Raw genomic sequence first — 16,811 nt, 5'->3', positions numbered from 1 at the left:
TGCGCCGGCCATTCTGCCGGTACCGCAGCCGACGACGTCCGCACCGCATCCATAAAACCCCCAAACCCAGGGAGAACCATGCCCACTGCACAGGAGCAGACCACAACCGGGATACCGCGGCGGGTGATCTGGCTGGCGCTCGCGGGGGCGGTGGGCGGATTCCTCTTCGGCTTCGACTCATCGGTGGTCAACGGCGCCGTGGACGCCATGAAGGAAGAATTTGCCCTGTCAGAGGCCGTCACGGGCTTCGCCGTAGCCATTGCCCTGCTGGGCTGTGCTGCAGGCGCCTTCCTGGCCGGCAAGGTGGCGGACCGCTACGGCCGCATTCCGGCCATGAAGCTGGGCGCCCTGCTGTTCCTGGTCAGCGCCGTGGGCACGGGTTTCGCGTTCGGCGTCTGGGACCTGGTGTTCTGGCGCCTGGTGGGCGGCCTGGGCATCGGGCTGGCCTCCGTCATCGCGCCCGCCTACATCTCCGAGATTTCGCCGCGAAAGGTCCGCGGCCGCCTGGCTTCGCTGCAGCAGCTGGCCATCACTACGGGTATTTTTGCCGCGCTGCTGTCTGACGCGCTCCTGGCCACCAGTGCCGGCGGTGCGGACCAGGCCTTCTGGCTGGGCATTGAATCATGGCGCTGGATGTTCCTGGCCGCCGCCGTCCCGGCCGTCGTTTACGGTTGGGTGGCGTTCACCCTGCCCGAGTCCCCGCGGTTCCTGGTGTTCCAGGGCAAAGAGGACCAGGCCCGGGAAGTCTTTGAGTCCATCGCACCCACCGAGGATGCCGGTCGGCATATCCGGGACATCCGGGAAGCCATTGAGGAAGACAAGCTGGCCGGGCAAAAGGGGTCCCTCCGCGGCAAGGCCTTTGGCCTGCAGGCTGTGGTTTGGGTGGGCATCACGCTGTCGGTGCTCCAGCAGTTCGTGGGCATCAACGTGATCTTCTACTACTCCACCACCCTGTGGAAGGCCGTGGGCTTCCAGGAGAAGGACTCCCTGGCCATCTCGGTGGCAACCTCCGTCACCAACATCCTGGTAACCCTCGTGGCCATCGCCTTGGTGGACCGCGTGGGCCGCCGGCCCATCCTGCTGGCTGGGTCCGTGGGCATGGCCGTGTCCCTGGGCGCCATGGCCGTGGCGTTCTCCTCGGCAACAGGCAGCGGCGAGAACATCAGCCTGCCGGGCGCGTGGGGCCCCGTGGCCCTGGTGGCCGCCAACGTCTTCGTGATCAGCTTCGGCGCGTCCTGGGGACCGCTGGTGTGGGTCCTCCTGGGCGAGATCTTCCCGTCCCGGATCCGTGCCCGGGCGCTGGGCCTGGCCGCAGCGGCCCAGTGGGTGGCCAACTTCGTGATCACCCTGAGCTTCCCGGTCATGGCAGCGGGCTCGCTGCCGCTGACCTATGCCATGTACGCCCTGTTCGCTGCGGCTTCCTTCTTCTTCGTCATGTTCAAGGTCCCGGAGACCAACGGCATGTCCCTGGAGCAGGCCGAGACGCTGTTCGTACCCAAGGGCTCCGCCAAGGCCTAGCAACGCCCCATCACTTTTGGCGGCCTTCCCTGGAACGCCCCATCAGCTTCCGCAGGAAAACACCAAACCCTCCATCACATGCCGTGATGGAGGGTTTGTCCGTTGGTGCGCCGGCAGCGGCTACACGACGTGCGGTTCGTGCGAGGACAGGTAGGCCCGGCCGCCGAACGCGACCAGGATGGCGATCACCATGGCCACCGCCCCGGCAAAGAACGGGACCTGCGGGCCGAAGTGCTCACCGAGCTGCGCCGCCGCGAACGGGGCCAGGGCACCGCCCATCCAGCGGACAAAGTTGTAGCCGGAGGAAGCCACCGGCCGGGGCGAATCAGAGACGCCCATGGCCAGTTCCGTGTAGATGGTGTTGTTGATGCCCAGCAGCGCGCCGGCAACAATGACCAGGACGACGACGGCAGGCACCGAGTGCCCCGCGGCCAGTCCCAGCCCGGCCAGGTCCAGCATGAGGACGAACAAAGTGCCGGTCAGTACCTTCACCGCGCCGAAGCGGGTCTGCAGGACCGGTGCAACGAAGACGGAAAATACCGCCACGGCCACACCCCAGCCAAAGAAGACGCCGCCGATGCCGTACGCGTCCATGCCCAGGATGAACGGGGTGAAAGCCAGGATGGTGAAGAAGCCGTAGTTGTAGAACAAGCCGCTTGCCGCCGTCGTCCGCAGTCCCTTGTGACCCAGCGCCAGCAGGGGGTCCCGCAACCGCACCTTGCGCTCAGGCAGCGGCGTCCTGGGCAGGAGGGCGATCAGGGCGATGAAGGCGGCGGCCATGAGGACGGCGGTGCCGAAGAACGGGGCGCGCCACTGCCAGCCGCCCAGGAGGGCGCCGAGCAGCGGGCCGAGCGAGATGCCCAGGCCCAGTGCGGCTTCGTAGAGGATGATGGCGGTGCCGGCGCCGCCGCTGGCCACCCCAACAATGACGGCGAGGGCGGTGGCGACGAACAGGGCGTTGCCCAGTCCCCAGCCGGCGCGGAAGCCCACCAGCTCATCGACGCTGCCGGACAGGCCGGACAGCGAGGAGAACACGACGATGACGGCCAGGCCGATCAGCAGCGTCCGTTTGCCGCCGATGCGGGAGGAGACGAACCCCGTGATCAGCATGGCCAGCGCGGTGACCAGGAAGTAGCTGGTGAAGAGGAGGGAGACCTGGCTGGGGCTGGCGTCCAGGTTGGTGGCGATGGCCGGAAGGATGGGGTCCACCAGGCCGATGCCCATGAAGGCGAACACTGCGGCGAGGGCGGTGGCCCAAACCGCCTTCGGCTGTTTGAGGAATGAGGCCTTTTCGGCCGTCAAGGTTGATTCTGGTGCTTGCAGGGTTTCTGCGAGCTGGCCGTCCATGGAGGGTGCTCCTAAGTTCGTGGCTGGTTCAGTTCTGGAGGGATGCGTTGATTTTGTCGATGACCGGCAGGGCCTCCGCCAGGGCTTGGCGGTCCTGGTCGGTGAGCGTGCTGAGGATGGCGGCCATCACCTGGTTGCGCCGCCGGTTTGCGGAGTCGACGGCGGAACGGCCTTCGGGGGTCAGGATCACCCTGACGGCGCGGGAGTCATCCGGGTCCGGTTCCCGGCGCGCCAAGCCTGCGCGTTCGAGCTTGATGATCTGTTCGGTAGCGCTGGGCACGCGGACACCGAGGTTCCGGGCGATCTCACCGACGCGCTGGCCCTCGCCGAGCAGCATCTTGAGGGTACTGAGCTGGGCGGCGCTGAGTTCGCCGTCCGCGTCGAGGCGCCGGACCAGGTAGACGCTGTGCCGCAGGGCTTCACGGAAGGCGGCGGCAAGTTCGTGGAGCTGGGGATCGTCGTCAGTCATCGTTAGGTACCCTAACAGTTAGGGTACCTAACGGTCAAGGCCTAGAGGGCCAGCTTCATGCCGACGTGGCTGGCCTCGAAGCCCAGCTGTTGGTAGAACCGCTGGGCTGCCGAACGGCTATGGTGCGTTGTCAGCTGCATCAGGTCGCAGCCCCGGCGCCGCGACTCCGCGATGGCCCAGCCCACCATGAGCCTCCCCAGGCCCTGCCCGCGAAGGGACGCGGCCACGCGGACACCTTCGAGCTGCGAGCGCCACGCGCCCTGCCTGGAGATGCCGGGAAGGAAGCTCAGCTGGAAGGTTGCAACCACCGGCCCCTCCTCTTCCCCCTGCGGCACCCTTTCGCCGACGAGCAGGAGATGGGCGGGGTCGGCGTGGATCGCGTCAAAGGCGCGTTCGTAGGGTTCCATATCCTTCGCGGTCTCGCGGCCGGCGCCCAGGGCGTCGTCGGCCAGCAGGCGCACCATGTCCGGGATGTCGGCACGCGTCGCGTGCCTGAGGCGGAACGTCCCGCCGTCGACGTCGGCGGTGAGCAAAGCAGGCGCGGCATTTGGGTTCTGGTTCACCCGCCCAGCTTGGCACAGACAAAGAACGACGCCGGCACTTGGGTAAGTGCCGGCGTCGTTCTGATGGAGCGTCGCCGGAATTCCTGCAGGATCTGATGGAGCGTTGCGCTTGAGGGCGCAGGTAATGATGGAGCGTGTCAGTTGGCGCGTCAGGCGGGGGTGCCGGCCATTTCGGCCTGCCGCTCCTCGACGAGGGTGGCAACGGCGGCGAACAGCGGGTGGCCAGGCGCCAGCCCGGTGATTTTTGCCGTGGCGTCGGCGGGGCTGGTGGAGCGAAGGATTTCTGCCAGCTCCGTGGCCTCTGTATCAGCGGGGTCGTTGAACCGGAGCGCTGATGCGATGGCACCAAGCAGGGCCTCCGGCACCACGCCACGTTCGGCCAGCTCGGCGGCGGGGCCGATGAAGCGCTCGTTCCGGCTCAGCTTCCGCAGCGGAGCACGGCCCACCCGGTTGACGGTGTCCGGAAGATAGGGATTGGAGAACCTGACCAGGATCTTCTGGACGTAGGCTTCCTGCTCATCGTTGCTGAACCCGTGCTTGGCCACCAGGAGCTGCTTGGTTTCCTCCAGCACCGCCCGGACATCCTCCGCCACGTCCTGGTCCGCCATGGCGTCGGAGATCTTCTCCAGGCCCGCCTCGAACCCGAAGTATGCCGCCGAGGCGTGGCCGGTATTCACGGTGAACAGCTTCCGCTCGATGTAGGGCGAGAGGTCGTCCACGAACGTGGCGCCGGGAATGGCCGGAGCGGAGTCACCGAACGCGGTGCGGTCGATGACCCATTCGTAAAAAGTCTCCACTGTTACGTCCAGCCCCTGCCCGGCCTCCTGGTTGGGCACGATCCGGTCCACGGCAGTATTGGCGAACACTGCCTTGCCGTCCAGCACTGCGGCGGTGGCCCCTGGCTGGGCGGCCACCTCCTTGGCCAGGATGTCCGTGGCGTTGATGGCGTTCTCACAGGCCATCACCTGCAGGGGCGCCCGGCCGGGCTCCCTTGCGGCGATGCCCTTGGCGATCACCGGCGCCACGAACTTCAGGATGTGCGGGCCCACTGCGGTGGTGACGATGTCCGCCGTGGCGATCTCGGAGACCAGTTCCGCTTCCTGGGCGTTGGAGTTCAGCGCCCGGAAGTTGTCCACGGTCCGCACGGCGGGATTCTCCCCCACTTCGTGCACGGCGTAGCTGTCCGCTTCCTTGAGCCGGTTGATCAGGTCTTCGGCCACGTCCGCGAACACCACTTCGTAGCCGGCGTCATGCAGGAGCAGCCCCACGAAGCCGCGGCCGATGTTGCCGGCCCCAAAATGTACTGCCTTCACTATGCGTTGACCTTTCCGAAAAGCTCCAGGACTTCATCCTCGGACGTGGCGGCCTCGAGCCGGGCAACCTGTTCCTTGTTGGTGAAGACCTTGGCGATGGACGACAGGATGTGCAGGTGCTCGTTGTTGATGCCGGCGACGCCCACCACGAACTTCACCTGCTTGCCGTTCCAGTCGATGCCTTCCGGGTACCGGATGACGGAAACCGCCGACTTGCGGATGTGGTCCTTGGCGGCGTTGGTGCCGTGCGGGATGGCCAGGAAGCTGCCCATGTAGGTGGATACGGACTCTTCCCGCTCATGCATGGCGGCGATGTAGCCCTCATCCACGGCGCCACGGGCCAGCAGCAGCCGGCCCGCCTCGTCGATGGCGGCGTCGCGGGTGGTGGCCGAACCGCGCATGACCACGCTCTCGCGGGCCAGGATGTCGGAGCTGCCGGCGGCAGGAGCTGCCGCTGCCGCACCTGCTGCGGCAGGCGCTGCGTCCACCGGCGCCTCGGCGGCGTGCGCACCGTGGGCGGTGCCGGCGTCGGACGTTCCGCCTTCCGTGTTGCTCTCGCGGACCAGCTCGACGATCTCGTCGTACCGCGGGCTGCTCATGAAGTTGTCCACCGAGTAGTGGACGGCACTGGACGTGGCCGGCTTGGCCCGCTCGGTCAGGTCCTGGTGCGTGATCACCACGTCGTAGGTGTCGCTGAGGCTGGCGATGGAGGCGTTGGTGACCTTGACGTCCGGGAATCCGGCCGCCTTGATCTTGTTCCGCAGCACCGAGGCGCCCATGGCGCTGGAGCCCATGCCGGCGTCGCAGGCGAACACGATGTTCCGGACGGGTCCGGCCAGCACGCCCACTCCGCCGCGGCCGCCGGACGCGGCACCTGCGGAAGCGCCTGCACCTGCACCGGTCAGGGTGGAGGAAACCGAGCTCTTCTTGCCCTTCATTGCCTCCATGCGGGCGGTGGCGTCGCCCAGGTCTGTTTCGTCACTGTGCTTGGTGGTCTTCATGATGACGGAGGCCACCAGGAAGGATGCCGTGGCGGCGAGCACCACCGACAGGATCACGCCGAGGTAGCTGTCGCGGGACGTCTGGGCCAGCACGGCGAGGATGGATCCCGGAGCGGCCGGCGCAACCAGGCCCGCGCCGGTGACGGCCAGGGTGGCGATGCCGGTCATGCCGCCTGCGATTGCGGCCAGGATCAGCAGCGGGCGCATGAGCACGTACGGGAAGTAGATCTCGTGGATGCCGCCCAGGAAGTGGATGATCGCAGCACCGGGCGCCGACGCCTTGGCGGCACCGCGGCCGAAGAACATGTAGGCCAGCAGGATGCCCAGGCCGGGACCCGGGTTGGCTTCAAGCAGGAACAGGATGGACTTGCCCTGGTCCAGCGACTGCTGGACGCCCAGCGGGGTCAGCACGCCGTGGTTGATGGCGTTGTTCAGGAACAAGACCTTGGCAGGCTCGATGAAGATGCTGGTCAGCGGCAGGAGGCCGTTGTTGACCAGGAACTGCACCACGTTCCCGGCACCGGTGCTGAAGGCCGTGACCAGCGGTGAAATGCCGAAGAAGCCCAGCATCGCGAGCAATGCGCCCCAGATACCGGCAGAGAAGTTGTTGACCAGCATCTCGAAGCCGGGGCGGATCTTGCCCTCCCACAGCATGTCGATCTTCTTCATGGTCCAGCCGCCCAGCGGGCCCATGATCATGGCGCCGATGAACATGGGGATGCCGGCACCGACGATCACGCCCATGGTGCCGATGGCCCCCACCACGCCGCCGCGGACGTCATAGACGTTCTTGCCGCCGGTGTATCCGATCAGGAGTGGCAGCAGGTAGGTGATCATGGGGCCCACAAGGCCGACGTTGGGCTTCCCGCCGGTCTCACCGAAGCCACCGAGGACGGGTACGGGCAGCCAGCCCTTCTCAATGAAGAGGGCCGTGATGATGCCCCAGGCGATAAACGCCCCAATGTTGGGCATGATCATGCCGGACAGGAATGTCCCGAACTTTTGGACGTGCACGCGCGCGCTGGTGCGGGGTTTTGCAACTGTCTCTGTTGCCATGTGATTTCCTAACCTCATTCCTGCTGCTCCGCAGGAGTGGTCCGATGATTACGACGACGTACTGCTGGGTACTACGGGGGTCCGGGGCTAGCCGGCAGGGCTGGTGGAGATCCGGTGAAGCCATTCGAGGAAGAGCTTGAGTTCCGAGCTGGAAAGCTGGTCAGAGTGCGAAGCCTGAAGTGCGGCGTTCAGGGCGATCGCTGCCACCACCACCGAGGACTTTCCGGTGCCGCCCGGGGCCGGGCCGCTGGCGGGCTCGGCGGACACCGCGAAGATCATGGCGTCCCGGGTCATGGTGGACAGTTCGAGGTTGCGTTCGGAAGCGGGCTCCGCAATCAGCATCAGCGTCACGCCCACGTTGGCAGCCAGGATGGACCTGGCTGCCTCCCGGGGCTGGACGTTCAGCTGGCCCGCCGCCGCTGCCTTGTTCAGCATCTCCTCCATGAGCGCCTCAGCGTCCGCCACGATGGCAGGCCGGCTCTCCGGGCGGATATTGCCGAACATCACCAGGTACAGCTCGGGCTGGTTCAGTCCGAACTGGACGTGGTTGTCCCACATTCTCCGGATGTCCTCGATGGGCTGTCCGGAGGGGGCGAAATCCCTTTCGCCCGCGACATATTCTTCAAACCCTGCGGCGACGACGGCGTCGAACAAACCTTCCTTGTCACCGAAGTGGTGGTACAGCGTAGGAGCCGAAACCCCGGCCAGCTGCGTGATCTGGCGCGTGGACACCGGAGCCCCCGCGGATTTTGCCAGCAGTTCCGCGGCAGCACGGAGCAGCCGCATTTTGGGGGGAAGCTGGCCATCCAAACTCATAACCGCTACCCTAGCACCTATAGCGTTGCTATATGAACTGAATCACATACAATTTTTTCAGGCACGTTTCCCGCCCTGGACGTAGCAGTCCTCCGGCGGACCCGGCACGGCGCCGGGGGAACTTGGCGGGCCTGTCTACCGGCAGAGAATGAGGACCTTCAGTGCAGAACTTCCCAGGAGTAGGCGTCAGTCCAGGCCGCGTCATCGGCACCATCCGGCAGATGCCCAAACCGATCAGTGAGCCTCCCGCCGGTGAACAGCTGGCCCCGGACACCACTGCAGAAGAAGCCACCGCAGCACTGAAGGCCGCCGCGCAGGCCGTGCACGACGAACTGAAGGACCGCGCCGCCCATGCCACCGGCGACGGCAAGGCCGTCCTGGAGGCCACCGCCCTGATGGCCAAGGACACCATGCTGATCAAGGGTGCGGCCAAGCTGGTGGCCCGCGGCACCTCTGCCGAACGCGCCATCTGGGAGTCCGGCTCCTCCGTCTCCGAAATGCTGCACAACCTGGGCGGCTACATGGCCGAACGTGCCACCGACGTCCTGGACGTGCGCGCCCGCATCGTGGCCGAGCTCCGCGGCGTGCCCGCGCCCGGCATTCCCGCGTCCAACACCCCGTTCGTCCTGGTGGCCGAGGACCTGGCCCCCGCGGACACCGCAACGCTTGACCCGAACAAGGTCCTGGCGCTGGTCACCGCCGGCGGCGGCCCCCAGTCCCACACCGCCATCATCGCCCGGTCCCTTGGCCTGCCCGCCGTGGTTGCCGCCGTGGGAGTGGACGAACTGCCGGACGGCACCGAGGTGTACGTGGACGGCGCGGCCGGCCTCATCACTTCCGACCCCGACGAATCCCTCCGGGCAACAGCGGAAGCATGGGCCGCCACGGCGTCGCTGCTGGCTGAATTCACCGGCACGGGCGCGACGGCGGACGGCCACGAGGTGCCGCTGCTCGCCAACGTGGGCGGCGGCAAGGACGCCGAAGCGGCCGCCAAGCTGGGCGCCCAGGGCGTGGGCCTGTTCCGCACCGAGTTCTGCTTTTTGGAGCGCGACACCGAACCCAGCGTCGAAGAGCAGGCTGCTGCCTACAAGAGCGTTTTTGATGCCTTCCCCGGCAAGAAGGTGGTCCTCCGGACGCTGGATGCCGGCGCGGATAAGCCGCTGCCGTTCCTGACGGATTCCACGGAGCCCAACCCGGCCCTTGGCGTCCGCGGCTACCGCACCGACTTCACCACCCCCGGCGTCCTGGACCGGCAGCTGGAAGCCATTGCCCTGGCTCAGAAGCAGTCAGAAGCCGACGTCTGGGTCATGGCCCCGATGATCTCCACTGCGGAAGAAGCGGCCCGGTTCGCCTCCATGTGCGCCGATGCGGGCATCAAGACCCCCGGCGTGATGGTGGAGGTCCCCTCGGCGGCCCTCACCGCCGAGGCCATCCTCCGCGAAGTCAGCTTTGCCAGCCTGGGCACCAACGACCTGACCCAGTACGCCATGGCCGCCGACCGCCAGCTCGGCCCGCTGGCCAACCTGAACACCCCGTGGCAGCCGGCCGTCCTGCGGCTGGTCGGACTGACGGTTGAAGGATCCCGGGCGGAGGGCCACAACAAACCGGTGGGTGTCTGCGGCGAGGCCGCCGCCGATCCCGCCCTCGCCGTCGTCCTCACCGGCCTGGGCGTCAGCACCCTGTCCATGACGGCGCGGTCCCTCGCCGCGGTGGCAGCAGTCCTGAAGACGGTAACCCTGTCCGAAGCCCAGGACCTGGCCAAGCTCGCCCTGTCCGCGCCGAGCGCCACCGAGGCGCGCGCGTGGGTCCGGGAAAAGCTGCCGGTATTGGAGGAGCTGGGGCTCTGACGGGTCCGCGGCCACGCCGGCTGCGGCCGGGATAGGCTACGTCCATGGCATTGACAGCCCCCCGCGTCACGGCCGGCCTGCCCGCCGGCGAAGCCCGCGTCCTGACGCGCGCCCTCGAGGACAGCAATGACATCACTGTCTTCGTCGACGGAACGGTCCATCGGCTGCCCGGGCAGGCGCGGGACGCCGTCGTGGACCTCCTTGCCCGGCTGGGCCGCGGCGAAACGGTGACCGTGAGCAGCGTGGCGGAAATGCTGACCACGTCGCAGGCGGCAGAGCTGGCGGGGATTTCGCACACCTACCTGCGCAACATGACGGACCGCGGTGAGATCCCGGTGGAGTACCGCGGCTCGCACCGGCGGATCCGGCAGGCTGACATCATGGCGTGGCTCGAAAGCCAGAAACTTGCCGAACACAAGCGCAGGCAGGACAAGAACGCCGGCGCAGACGCTGGCCCGGGGGAATAGTGCCCATGGCGAAGGCCGGAGGCCGGACAAGCCCTCCGCTGCAGTCAGCCGACCTGGAAGCCCACGGGCTGAAAGGCCGGATCCTCTGGGCTGATGGAACACCTGCACCGGGGATGGAACGCGCGGACGGTTCGCGAGAGCCCGCATACATCCTCATCCACGGCATCGGCGTTTCCCACCGCTACCTCCGCCGCCTGCACGGTGAGCTCGCCGCCACTGCCCCCACCTATTCCCTGGACCTGCCGGGCTTTGCCGGCACCCCCAGGCCGGGGAGGCAGTTGTCCGTGGAGGACTACGGCGCCTTCATCGCGCAGGCTCTGAAGGCCAGCGGCATTGGCCCGTACATCCTGGTGGGACATTCGATGGGCGTCCAGTTCGCCATCGAGGCGGCACTCTGCGCACCGGACCAGGCACTGCGGCTGGTGTTGATGGGTCCCGTGGTCGATTCGCGGCACCGCAGCGTGGGGCGGCAGGGCCTGGCGCTGTTCCTGGACTCGCTCCTCCGGGAAAGCGCCTCCTCCAACTGGCTGGTGGTGTCGGACTACTTCCGCTGCGGTCCGCGATGGTACTTCACCGTGCTCCCCGTGATGATGGGCTACCCCACGGAGCTGCGGCTGGCGGGCATCAATGTGCCGGTGCTGGTCCTGCGCGGGAAACAGGACCCGGTGGCGGGCGCGGATTGGTCGCGCCTCCTCGCCCAGGTGGTGCCGCAGGGACGCTTTGTTGAGATCGACCGGGCAGGACACGTGGCCCAGCACCTGCGGCCACGGCAGGTAGCGGCCGCCATCATGTCCTTCAACGAGGCCGGTGCCTAACGCCAGGTCTGGGTACTCAGATCCTTGGCCTCGCCGCCCAGCGCCGCATCTTCAACGCGGCGTGCAGCTCCAGGCGGGGCATCCCCTTCAGCGGGTCCACCCCCAGCAGCTGCCGGATCCGGCCCAGCCTGTTGTAGATGCTGCTGCGGTGCAGGTGGAGCTTGCCGGCCACATCCTGCACGGACCCATCGTTGTCATACAGGAGTTCAAGGACCGGGATGAGCTCGTCGTTGCGGTCGTGGTCCTCGAGCATCCGGAAGTACACCGAACCGGAATCCGCCCAGGCCCCCACCCCTCCCCCGGCCGAAGCGAGAAGCTGGTAGACGCCCGTTGCGCGGATGTCCACCAGTTCACCCAGCTGCGGGTCCACGGCTGCCGCCTGCGCTGCCACCCGCGACTGCCGGTATGCCTCGGAGAGCTGGCGGGTCTTGGAGAAGCCCTCGCTGATGCCCAGGATGATCCGGTGGACCGGGCGGCCGGACCGTTTGGCCAGCTCCAGCTGGTAGTGGACCAGGACCTGGGCGTGGTTGGCCCGGCCCGTCGACTCGCGGAACAGCACCACCGAGTGGGTTTCCGTACCGGCGCTGAAAAGGGCGGCGTCCACGCCCACGGTTGCCTGGAGCGCTGTGGAGCGGTGGATCAGGGTGGACGCGATGGGGTCCGGGCCGCTGGCCCAGCCGTCCGCATCGAGGACCGTGACCATCTGCCACGGACCGCGGCCCTGGACTTCCTTCCATCCGGCCACGGCGGCCACGGCGTTGGGTTCTCCCGCGCAGGCGGCCAGGAACTCCCGCTCCCGGCCCCGCAGGAATTCGGATTCGGCCGTATTCGAATCGAGCAGGAGGCCGGACAGCAGCTCAAGCTCATGGTTCACGCCCGGCAGCTGGGTGAGGATCGCCGTCGGGCTTTCCTCCGCGGAGTCCTGCTGCACCCAGAGGTAACCCACGCGGAAGCCCCGCACCATGAGCGGAACGCAGACCCTGCCCAGCATGCCCAGATCAGGGTTGGCCGGGACCACAACGGGCCGCACGGCGGTGGCGATGCCGTGCGAGAGCTGCCACGCGCTCACGTCCGCCGGGACCTTTTTGCTCAGCAGGAAGTTCACCCGCACCCGGTCGGCGTGGGACTGGTTGGAGCTGTAGGCCAGCAAAAGGCCGTCCAGGTCCTCGAGGGACAGGCCGCGCCCCAGCTTCTGCGCCACCTGTTCGACGAGCTGTTCCACACCCTGCTGCTGCATGGGGCAACACTACTGCGCTGGAAGCTCTACAGACGAACGGACACGAGGCGACACCTGACGCTTCAGTGCTCGACACCTGTCGAGCACTGAAGCGTCAAAACCGCGGAATCACGGGGGTCCTTGGCATGGCTGCAAGCCCGCTCCGTGTCACGTGGCTCACAGCCGGATTTATCGTTGAAACACGAAATCCTTTCCGTTTTTTCGGCCCACCGGCCCCGCACACTGGAGCAGACGATGATCATCGGCGTCCCCAAAGAAATCAAGAACAACGAATTCCGCGTGGCCATCACCGCGGCCGGAGTCCACGAATTCCGCACCCACGGACACACCGTCCTGGTGGAGCGCGGTGCCGGCCTTGGATCAGGCATTACCGATGAGGAATACTCGATCGCGGGCGCCGAGATCGTTAACGAGGCGGACGATGTCTGGGCCCGCGCCGACATGGTGATGAAGGTCAAGGAGCCCATCAAGTCCGAGTACCACCGCTTCCGCAAGGGCCTGATCCTCTTCACCTACCTGCACCTGGCTGCCGAGCCGGAACTCACCCGCGAACTCATCAACTCCGGCGTCACTGCCATCGCCTACGAAACGGTGCAGGAAGGCCGCTCGCTGCCGCTGCTGGCCCCGATGTCCGAGGTTGCCGGCCGCCTCTCCGTCCAGGTGGGCGCCACCTCGCTGATGGCTCCGGCCGGCGGCAAGGGCGTCCTGCTGGGCGGCGTTCCCGGCGTGCGCCCCGCCAAAGTGGTGGTCCTGGGCGCCGGTGTTGCCGGCACCAACGCCGCAGCCATGGCCCTGGGCCTGGGTGCCGACGTCACTATCCTGGACATCAACATCAACCGCCTGCGCGAACTGGACGCCCAGTACCAGGGACGGCTGAAGACGGTTGCCTCCAACAAGTACGAGATCGAAAAGTCAGTGGTGGACGCCGACCTGGTGATCGGTTCCGTCCTGATCCCGGGCGCCAAGGCCCCCAAGCTGGTCACCAACGACCTCGTGGCCCGGATGAAGCCCGGCTCGGTCCTGGTGGACATCGCGGTGGACCAGGGCGGCTGCTTCGAGGACACGCACCCCACCACGCACCAGGAACCCACGTACAAGGTGCACAACACCATCTTCTACTGCGTGGCCAACATGCCCGGCGCCGTGCCCAACACCTCCACCTACGCGCTGACCAACGTCACCCTGCGCTACGCCGTGTCCCTGGCCAACCTGGGGGTCAGGGCCGCCTTCGACCGCGACCCCGCCCTCGCCGCCGGCCTGAACATCGCCGCCGGCCACGTGGCACACCACTCCGTGTCCGAAGCCCACAACCTGCCCCTCGTCAAGGACTGGCACGAACTGGTCTCCGCGTAAGCCCCTCCGTCGATTGCTCCCTCTCGCCCCTTTGCGCCCTCAAAACGGCGTCTACGGGGGCCCTGTGGGGAGCAATCGACGGGCCTAAGCCAGTTCGCGCGCTTTTTCCATGATTTTCAGGGCCGCGACCGCGTCCTCCGGGTCTACCGGGAGGGGACGGGCCGACGCGGTGCCGCCGTCGAGGATCTTGTCCGCCAGGATCCGGTAGAACTCGGGGTACGCGCCGCGTTCGGTGGGGAGCCGGTCCAGGTGGCCGTCGCGGCCCAAGAGGCCGGCCCACTCCGGCGCCTCCTGGCCGTAGGCGGGATCCAGGGGGCTGCCGCCGGCCGCCATGTAGGGCTCCTGGGGGTCCACACCGTTCTTGGTGAAGCCGCCTATCGAGCCCAGCACCCGGAAGCGCGGACCCTGCTGCGCGCACAGCATGTTCATGGTCAGGTGGCTGGTCACCCCCGAATCGTGCCGCAGGACCAGGAAGACGTCATCATCGGTCCGCTCATCCGAGCGCCGCGCCTTCAGCTCGGCGTGGAGCACGGCGGCCGGGCCGAACAGCTGCAGCGCCTGGTCAATCAGGTGGCTGCCAAGATCAAACAGGATGCCTCCCCCGTCGACGGCTGTGGCCCGGGCCTTCCAGGCTTTGCTGATGGCCGGGGACCAGCGTTCGAAACGCGACTCGAACCTGGTGACGCTTCCCAGCGACTGCGCGGCCAGCAGCTTTCGCAGCGTGAGGAAGTCCCCGTCCCACCGCCGGTTGTGGAACACCGTGAGCACGCGGCCCAGCTGCCGCGCCAGGTCGATCAGTTCCTGCCCCTGCCCGCTGGTGACCGCAAATGGCTTGTCCACCACCACGTCCAGCCCCGCTTCCAACGCTGCCTTGGCCAGCGAATGATGCGTCGCGGGCGGCGTCGCCAGGACCACCAGGTCAAGGTCGGCTGCCCGCTTAAGGACGGCGGCCCCGTCCCGCATTACCTCCACCCCTGGAAGCCTGGATGAGGCAGCCGCCCTCCGCCCGGCGTCGGACGTGGCCACGGCGTCCAGCGAGTAGCTGCTGTTGGCCGCGAGCAACGGCGCGTGGAACACGCTGCCGGCGAGCCCATAGCCGACGACGGCGGTACGGATGGTGCGCTGGTCGCCTTCAGTTCCGGTCATGGAACCAACGCTACCCCTGGCGTGGCGACGTCGAACAAGATCCGCACAACGCCGAAAGACGGCACCCCTGGTCACCAGGGGTGCCGTCTTTCGGCGTTGTGCGGCTACTGCCGCGGGAGGGACGTTACTTCTTTTCCCAGCCGATGGTGGTCCAGTCCGGAACCTGCGAGAGGCTCTTGAAGAGGGACGGGCCGTAGTTGGCCAGGCCGGTGCGGACGAAGGAGATCTGCGGGCCGTTGAAGACCACGCCCATGGAGTAGTACTTGGCCATGTGCTCCTTCTCCACATCCATGGCTGCCTTGTTGCGGGCGGCGTTGTCCTCGATCGAGGCGAGGTCGGCAATCTTCTTGTCCAGCTCGGCGTCGCCCAGCTTGTTCTCGTTGGTCTTGGAGTCGTAGTACTGCTTGACGGCATCGGTGGCGTCCGGACCAACCGTGTAGCCGGAGATGCTCAGGTCGAACTCACGGCTGCCCAGGACCTTGCCGAAGTCGGCGGAGGCGCGCTGGTCAATCCCGACATCCATGCCGCCGGCCTGGAGCTGCTTCTGGAGCGTCTGGGCCACTGCCAGGGTGGTGGGGTCGTCGCCAAAGTTGCTGATCTTGAAGGCGGCGGGCTTGCCGTCCTTCTCCATGATCCCGTTGGCGTTGGCCGTGTAGCCGGCGTCGGTGAGGACCTTCTTGGCGGCGTCCGCGCCGGTTTCCTTGACCGGGTAGTTGTCCTGGTAGTAGTCCGAGAACGGCAGGAGCATCATGGAACCGGAGCTGGGCTCCTCCCAGTTCAACCCGTTGAAGCGGACCTTGCGCAGGGCTTCACGGTCGACGGCGGCGAAGATGGCCTTGCGGACGTTGACGTCGGTGATGCGCTGGGCGTTCAGGTTCAGGCCGCCGGCAAACAGCCGCTGGCCGCGGCGGATGTCGGAGTCCTTGGTGCCGTCCAGCTGCTTGTAGAGGGAGATGGTGTTGGCCGACATCGCGTCAATCTCGCCGTTCTTGAACGCGGCGATCTGGGCGCTGGTTTCCAGCTGCCGGAAGGTCACGTTGGCAAGGACCGGCTTCTGGCCCCACCACTTGTCGTTCGGCACCATGGTGACGGTCTTGGCGGCGGTGTCGTACTGGTCCAGCTTGAAGGGACCTGCCATCCATTCGGGGTGCAGGTTGCCGTTGAAGCCCTCATTGAAGATTTCGGGGGTGTTGACGGCGGGGTGGATGAGTCCGAAGAACAGCGAATCCACCGGGAAGACCGGCTGGCTGGTCTTGACGATGACTTCCTTGTCGTTGCTGCCCGCTTCGACGGAGTCAACGAACTCGTAGGCGCCCGAGCTGACGATGTCGTAGCCGGCATCCGGGCTCTTGAGGATGTTCCAGGTGTTCTTGAAGGCCTTGACGTCGATCGGGGTGCCGTCGTTGTAGGTGGCCTTGGGGTTCACCTTGATGGTGATGGTCTGCTTGCCGTCCTTGACCACGCTGTCCACTGACTCGCAGAAATCCGTGTTCGGCGTGACCTTGCCCTTGAAGTCCACCTTCCAGCAGCCGCCCATGCCGCCGCCGTTCATGGCGACCGGGTTCATGGGAACCTGCAGCGCTGAGTTGTCCGCACTGTTGCCGTTGTTGGAGAACCCGTTGAAGTCCGGCCCGATGTTGCCCAACGGAAGGGTAACCTTGCCGCCCTGCTGCAGGTCGGCAGCCGGCTTCTCGTTGATGCTGATCAGCTTGGCCAGGTCGCTTCCCGACTCCTGTCCCTTGGCCGTTTCGGGGCCGCTGGCACCGCCACCGCCGCAGGCCGTCAGCGCCAGGGCCGCAGCAACAGCCGCAGCTCCGCCGATCCTGTTCAGTTTCCTCATGGTTTTCCCTTCATTGGTGCGAG

14 protein-coding genes are annotated in these 16,811 nt (G+C 66.8%); 5 read left to right on the top strand and 9 right to left on the bottom strand.

The features are described from left to right. The first annotated feature begins 78 nt into the window (after positions 1–78). Entirely contained in the window at positions 79–1,518 is a 1,440-nt protein-coding gene (locus AC6JAM_RS09500) for a sugar porter family MFS transporter (RefSeq protein WP_026265837.1), read from the top strand. Positions 1,519–1,638: 120 nt separating this feature from the next. Here AC6JAM_RS09500 and AC6JAM_RS09495 read toward each other — a convergent pair whose 3' ends face one another. The 6 genes from AC6JAM_RS09495 to AC6JAM_RS09470 all read right to left on the bottom strand — a co-directional run bounded on the left by AC6JAM_RS09495 (position 1,639) and on the right by AC6JAM_RS09470 (position 8,083). Next, positions 1,639–2,865, bottom strand: coding sequence for an MFS transporter (locus AC6JAM_RS09495; protein ID WP_018769732.1), 1,227 nt, complete (start codon positions 2,863–2,865; stop codon positions 1,639–1,641). 28 nt (positions 2,866–2,893) lie between these two features. Next, a complete protein-coding gene (locus AC6JAM_RS09490) occupies positions 2,894–3,334 on the bottom strand; it encodes a MarR family winged helix-turn-helix transcriptional regulator (protein WP_134164900.1) in 441 nt (146 codons plus the stop codon). A 41-nt stretch (positions 3,335–3,375) separates the two neighbouring features. After that, positions 3,376–3,867 (bottom strand): GNAT family N-acetyltransferase, encoded by a 492-nt coding sequence (locus tag AC6JAM_RS09485; protein WP_018769734.1) that lies wholly within the window; start codon positions 3,865–3,867, stop codon positions 3,376–3,378. 179 nt (positions 3,868–4,046) lie between these two features. Further along, positions 4,047–5,210 (bottom strand): mannitol-1-phosphate 5-dehydrogenase, encoded by a 1,164-nt coding sequence (locus tag AC6JAM_RS09480; protein ID WP_018769735.1) that lies wholly within the window; start codon positions 5,208–5,210, stop codon positions 4,047–4,049. Continuing rightward, positions 5,210–7,267 (bottom strand): PTS mannitol transporter subunit IICBA, encoded by a 2,058-nt coding sequence (locus tag AC6JAM_RS09475; protein WP_018769736.1) that lies wholly within the window; start codon positions 7,265–7,267, stop codon positions 5,210–5,212. The genes AC6JAM_RS09480 and AC6JAM_RS09475 overlap by 1 nt, the downstream gene beginning before the upstream one ends. An 87-nt stretch (positions 7,268–7,354) precedes the next feature. Further along, positions 7,355–8,083, bottom strand: coding sequence for a TetR/AcrR family transcriptional regulator (locus tag AC6JAM_RS09470; RefSeq protein ID WP_026265838.1), 729 nt, complete (start codon positions 8,081–8,083; stop codon positions 7,355–7,357). Positions 8,084–8,244: 161 nt separating this feature from the next. Here AC6JAM_RS09470 and ptsP point away from each other — a divergent pair, with 161 nt between their 5' ends. The 3 genes from ptsP to AC6JAM_RS09455 are packed head-to-tail and all read left to right on the top strand — an operon-like array spanning position 8,245 to position 11,212. Further along, the gene (ptsP, locus tag AC6JAM_RS09465; RefSeq protein ID WP_018769738.1) at positions 8,245–9,930 is read left to right on the top strand and encodes a phosphoenolpyruvate--protein phosphotransferase; all 1,686 of its coding nucleotides are present in this window, start codon (positions 8,245–8,247) and stop codon (positions 9,928–9,930) included. Between the two features lie 44 nt (positions 9,931–9,974). Further along, the gene (locus tag AC6JAM_RS09460) at positions 9,975–10,397 is read left to right on the top strand and encodes a helix-turn-helix domain-containing protein (RefSeq protein WP_134164898.1); all 423 of its coding nucleotides are present in this window, start codon (positions 9,975–9,977) and stop codon (positions 10,395–10,397) included. 5 nt (positions 10,398–10,402) lie between these two features. After that, entirely contained in the window at positions 10,403–11,212 is an 810-nt protein-coding gene (locus AC6JAM_RS09455) for an alpha/beta fold hydrolase (RefSeq protein WP_268002197.1), read from the top strand. A 16-nt stretch (positions 11,213–11,228) separates the two neighbouring features. Here AC6JAM_RS09455 and AC6JAM_RS09450 read toward each other — a convergent pair whose 3' ends face one another. Continuing rightward, positions 11,229–12,449, bottom strand: coding sequence for a PucR family transcriptional regulator (locus AC6JAM_RS09450; RefSeq protein ID WP_497934524.1), 1,221 nt, complete (start codon positions 12,447–12,449; stop codon positions 11,229–11,231). Positions 12,450–12,683: 234 nt separating this feature from the next. Between AC6JAM_RS09450 and ald the strand changes: the two genes are divergently transcribed. Next, on the top strand, positions 12,684–13,802 hold the full coding sequence (gene ald, locus AC6JAM_RS09445; RefSeq protein WP_026265840.1) for an alanine dehydrogenase: 1,119 nt from the start codon (positions 12,684–12,686) through the stop codon (positions 13,800–13,802). Positions 13,803–13,886: 84 nt separating this feature from the next. Here the strand turns inward: ald and AC6JAM_RS09440 are convergent, their stop codons facing one another. Beyond that, entirely contained in the window at positions 13,887–14,948 is a 1,062-nt protein-coding gene (locus AC6JAM_RS09440; RefSeq protein ID WP_134164895.1) for a Gfo/Idh/MocA family protein, read from the bottom strand. Between the two features lie 124 nt (positions 14,949–15,072). Continuing rightward, positions 15,073–16,788: an ABC transporter family substrate-binding protein gene (locus AC6JAM_RS09435; protein ID WP_497934522.1), complete on the bottom strand. Its 1,716-nt coding sequence runs from the start codon at positions 16,786–16,788 to the stop codon at positions 15,073–15,075. Positions 16,789–16,811 lie beyond the last annotated feature (23 nt).

Source organism: Arthrobacter sp. GmRoot5-12 (genome assembly GCF_059739365.1).
Note: the sequence above shows the minus strand (reverse complement) of the source record. Positions and strands in the feature narration are given on the sequence as shown.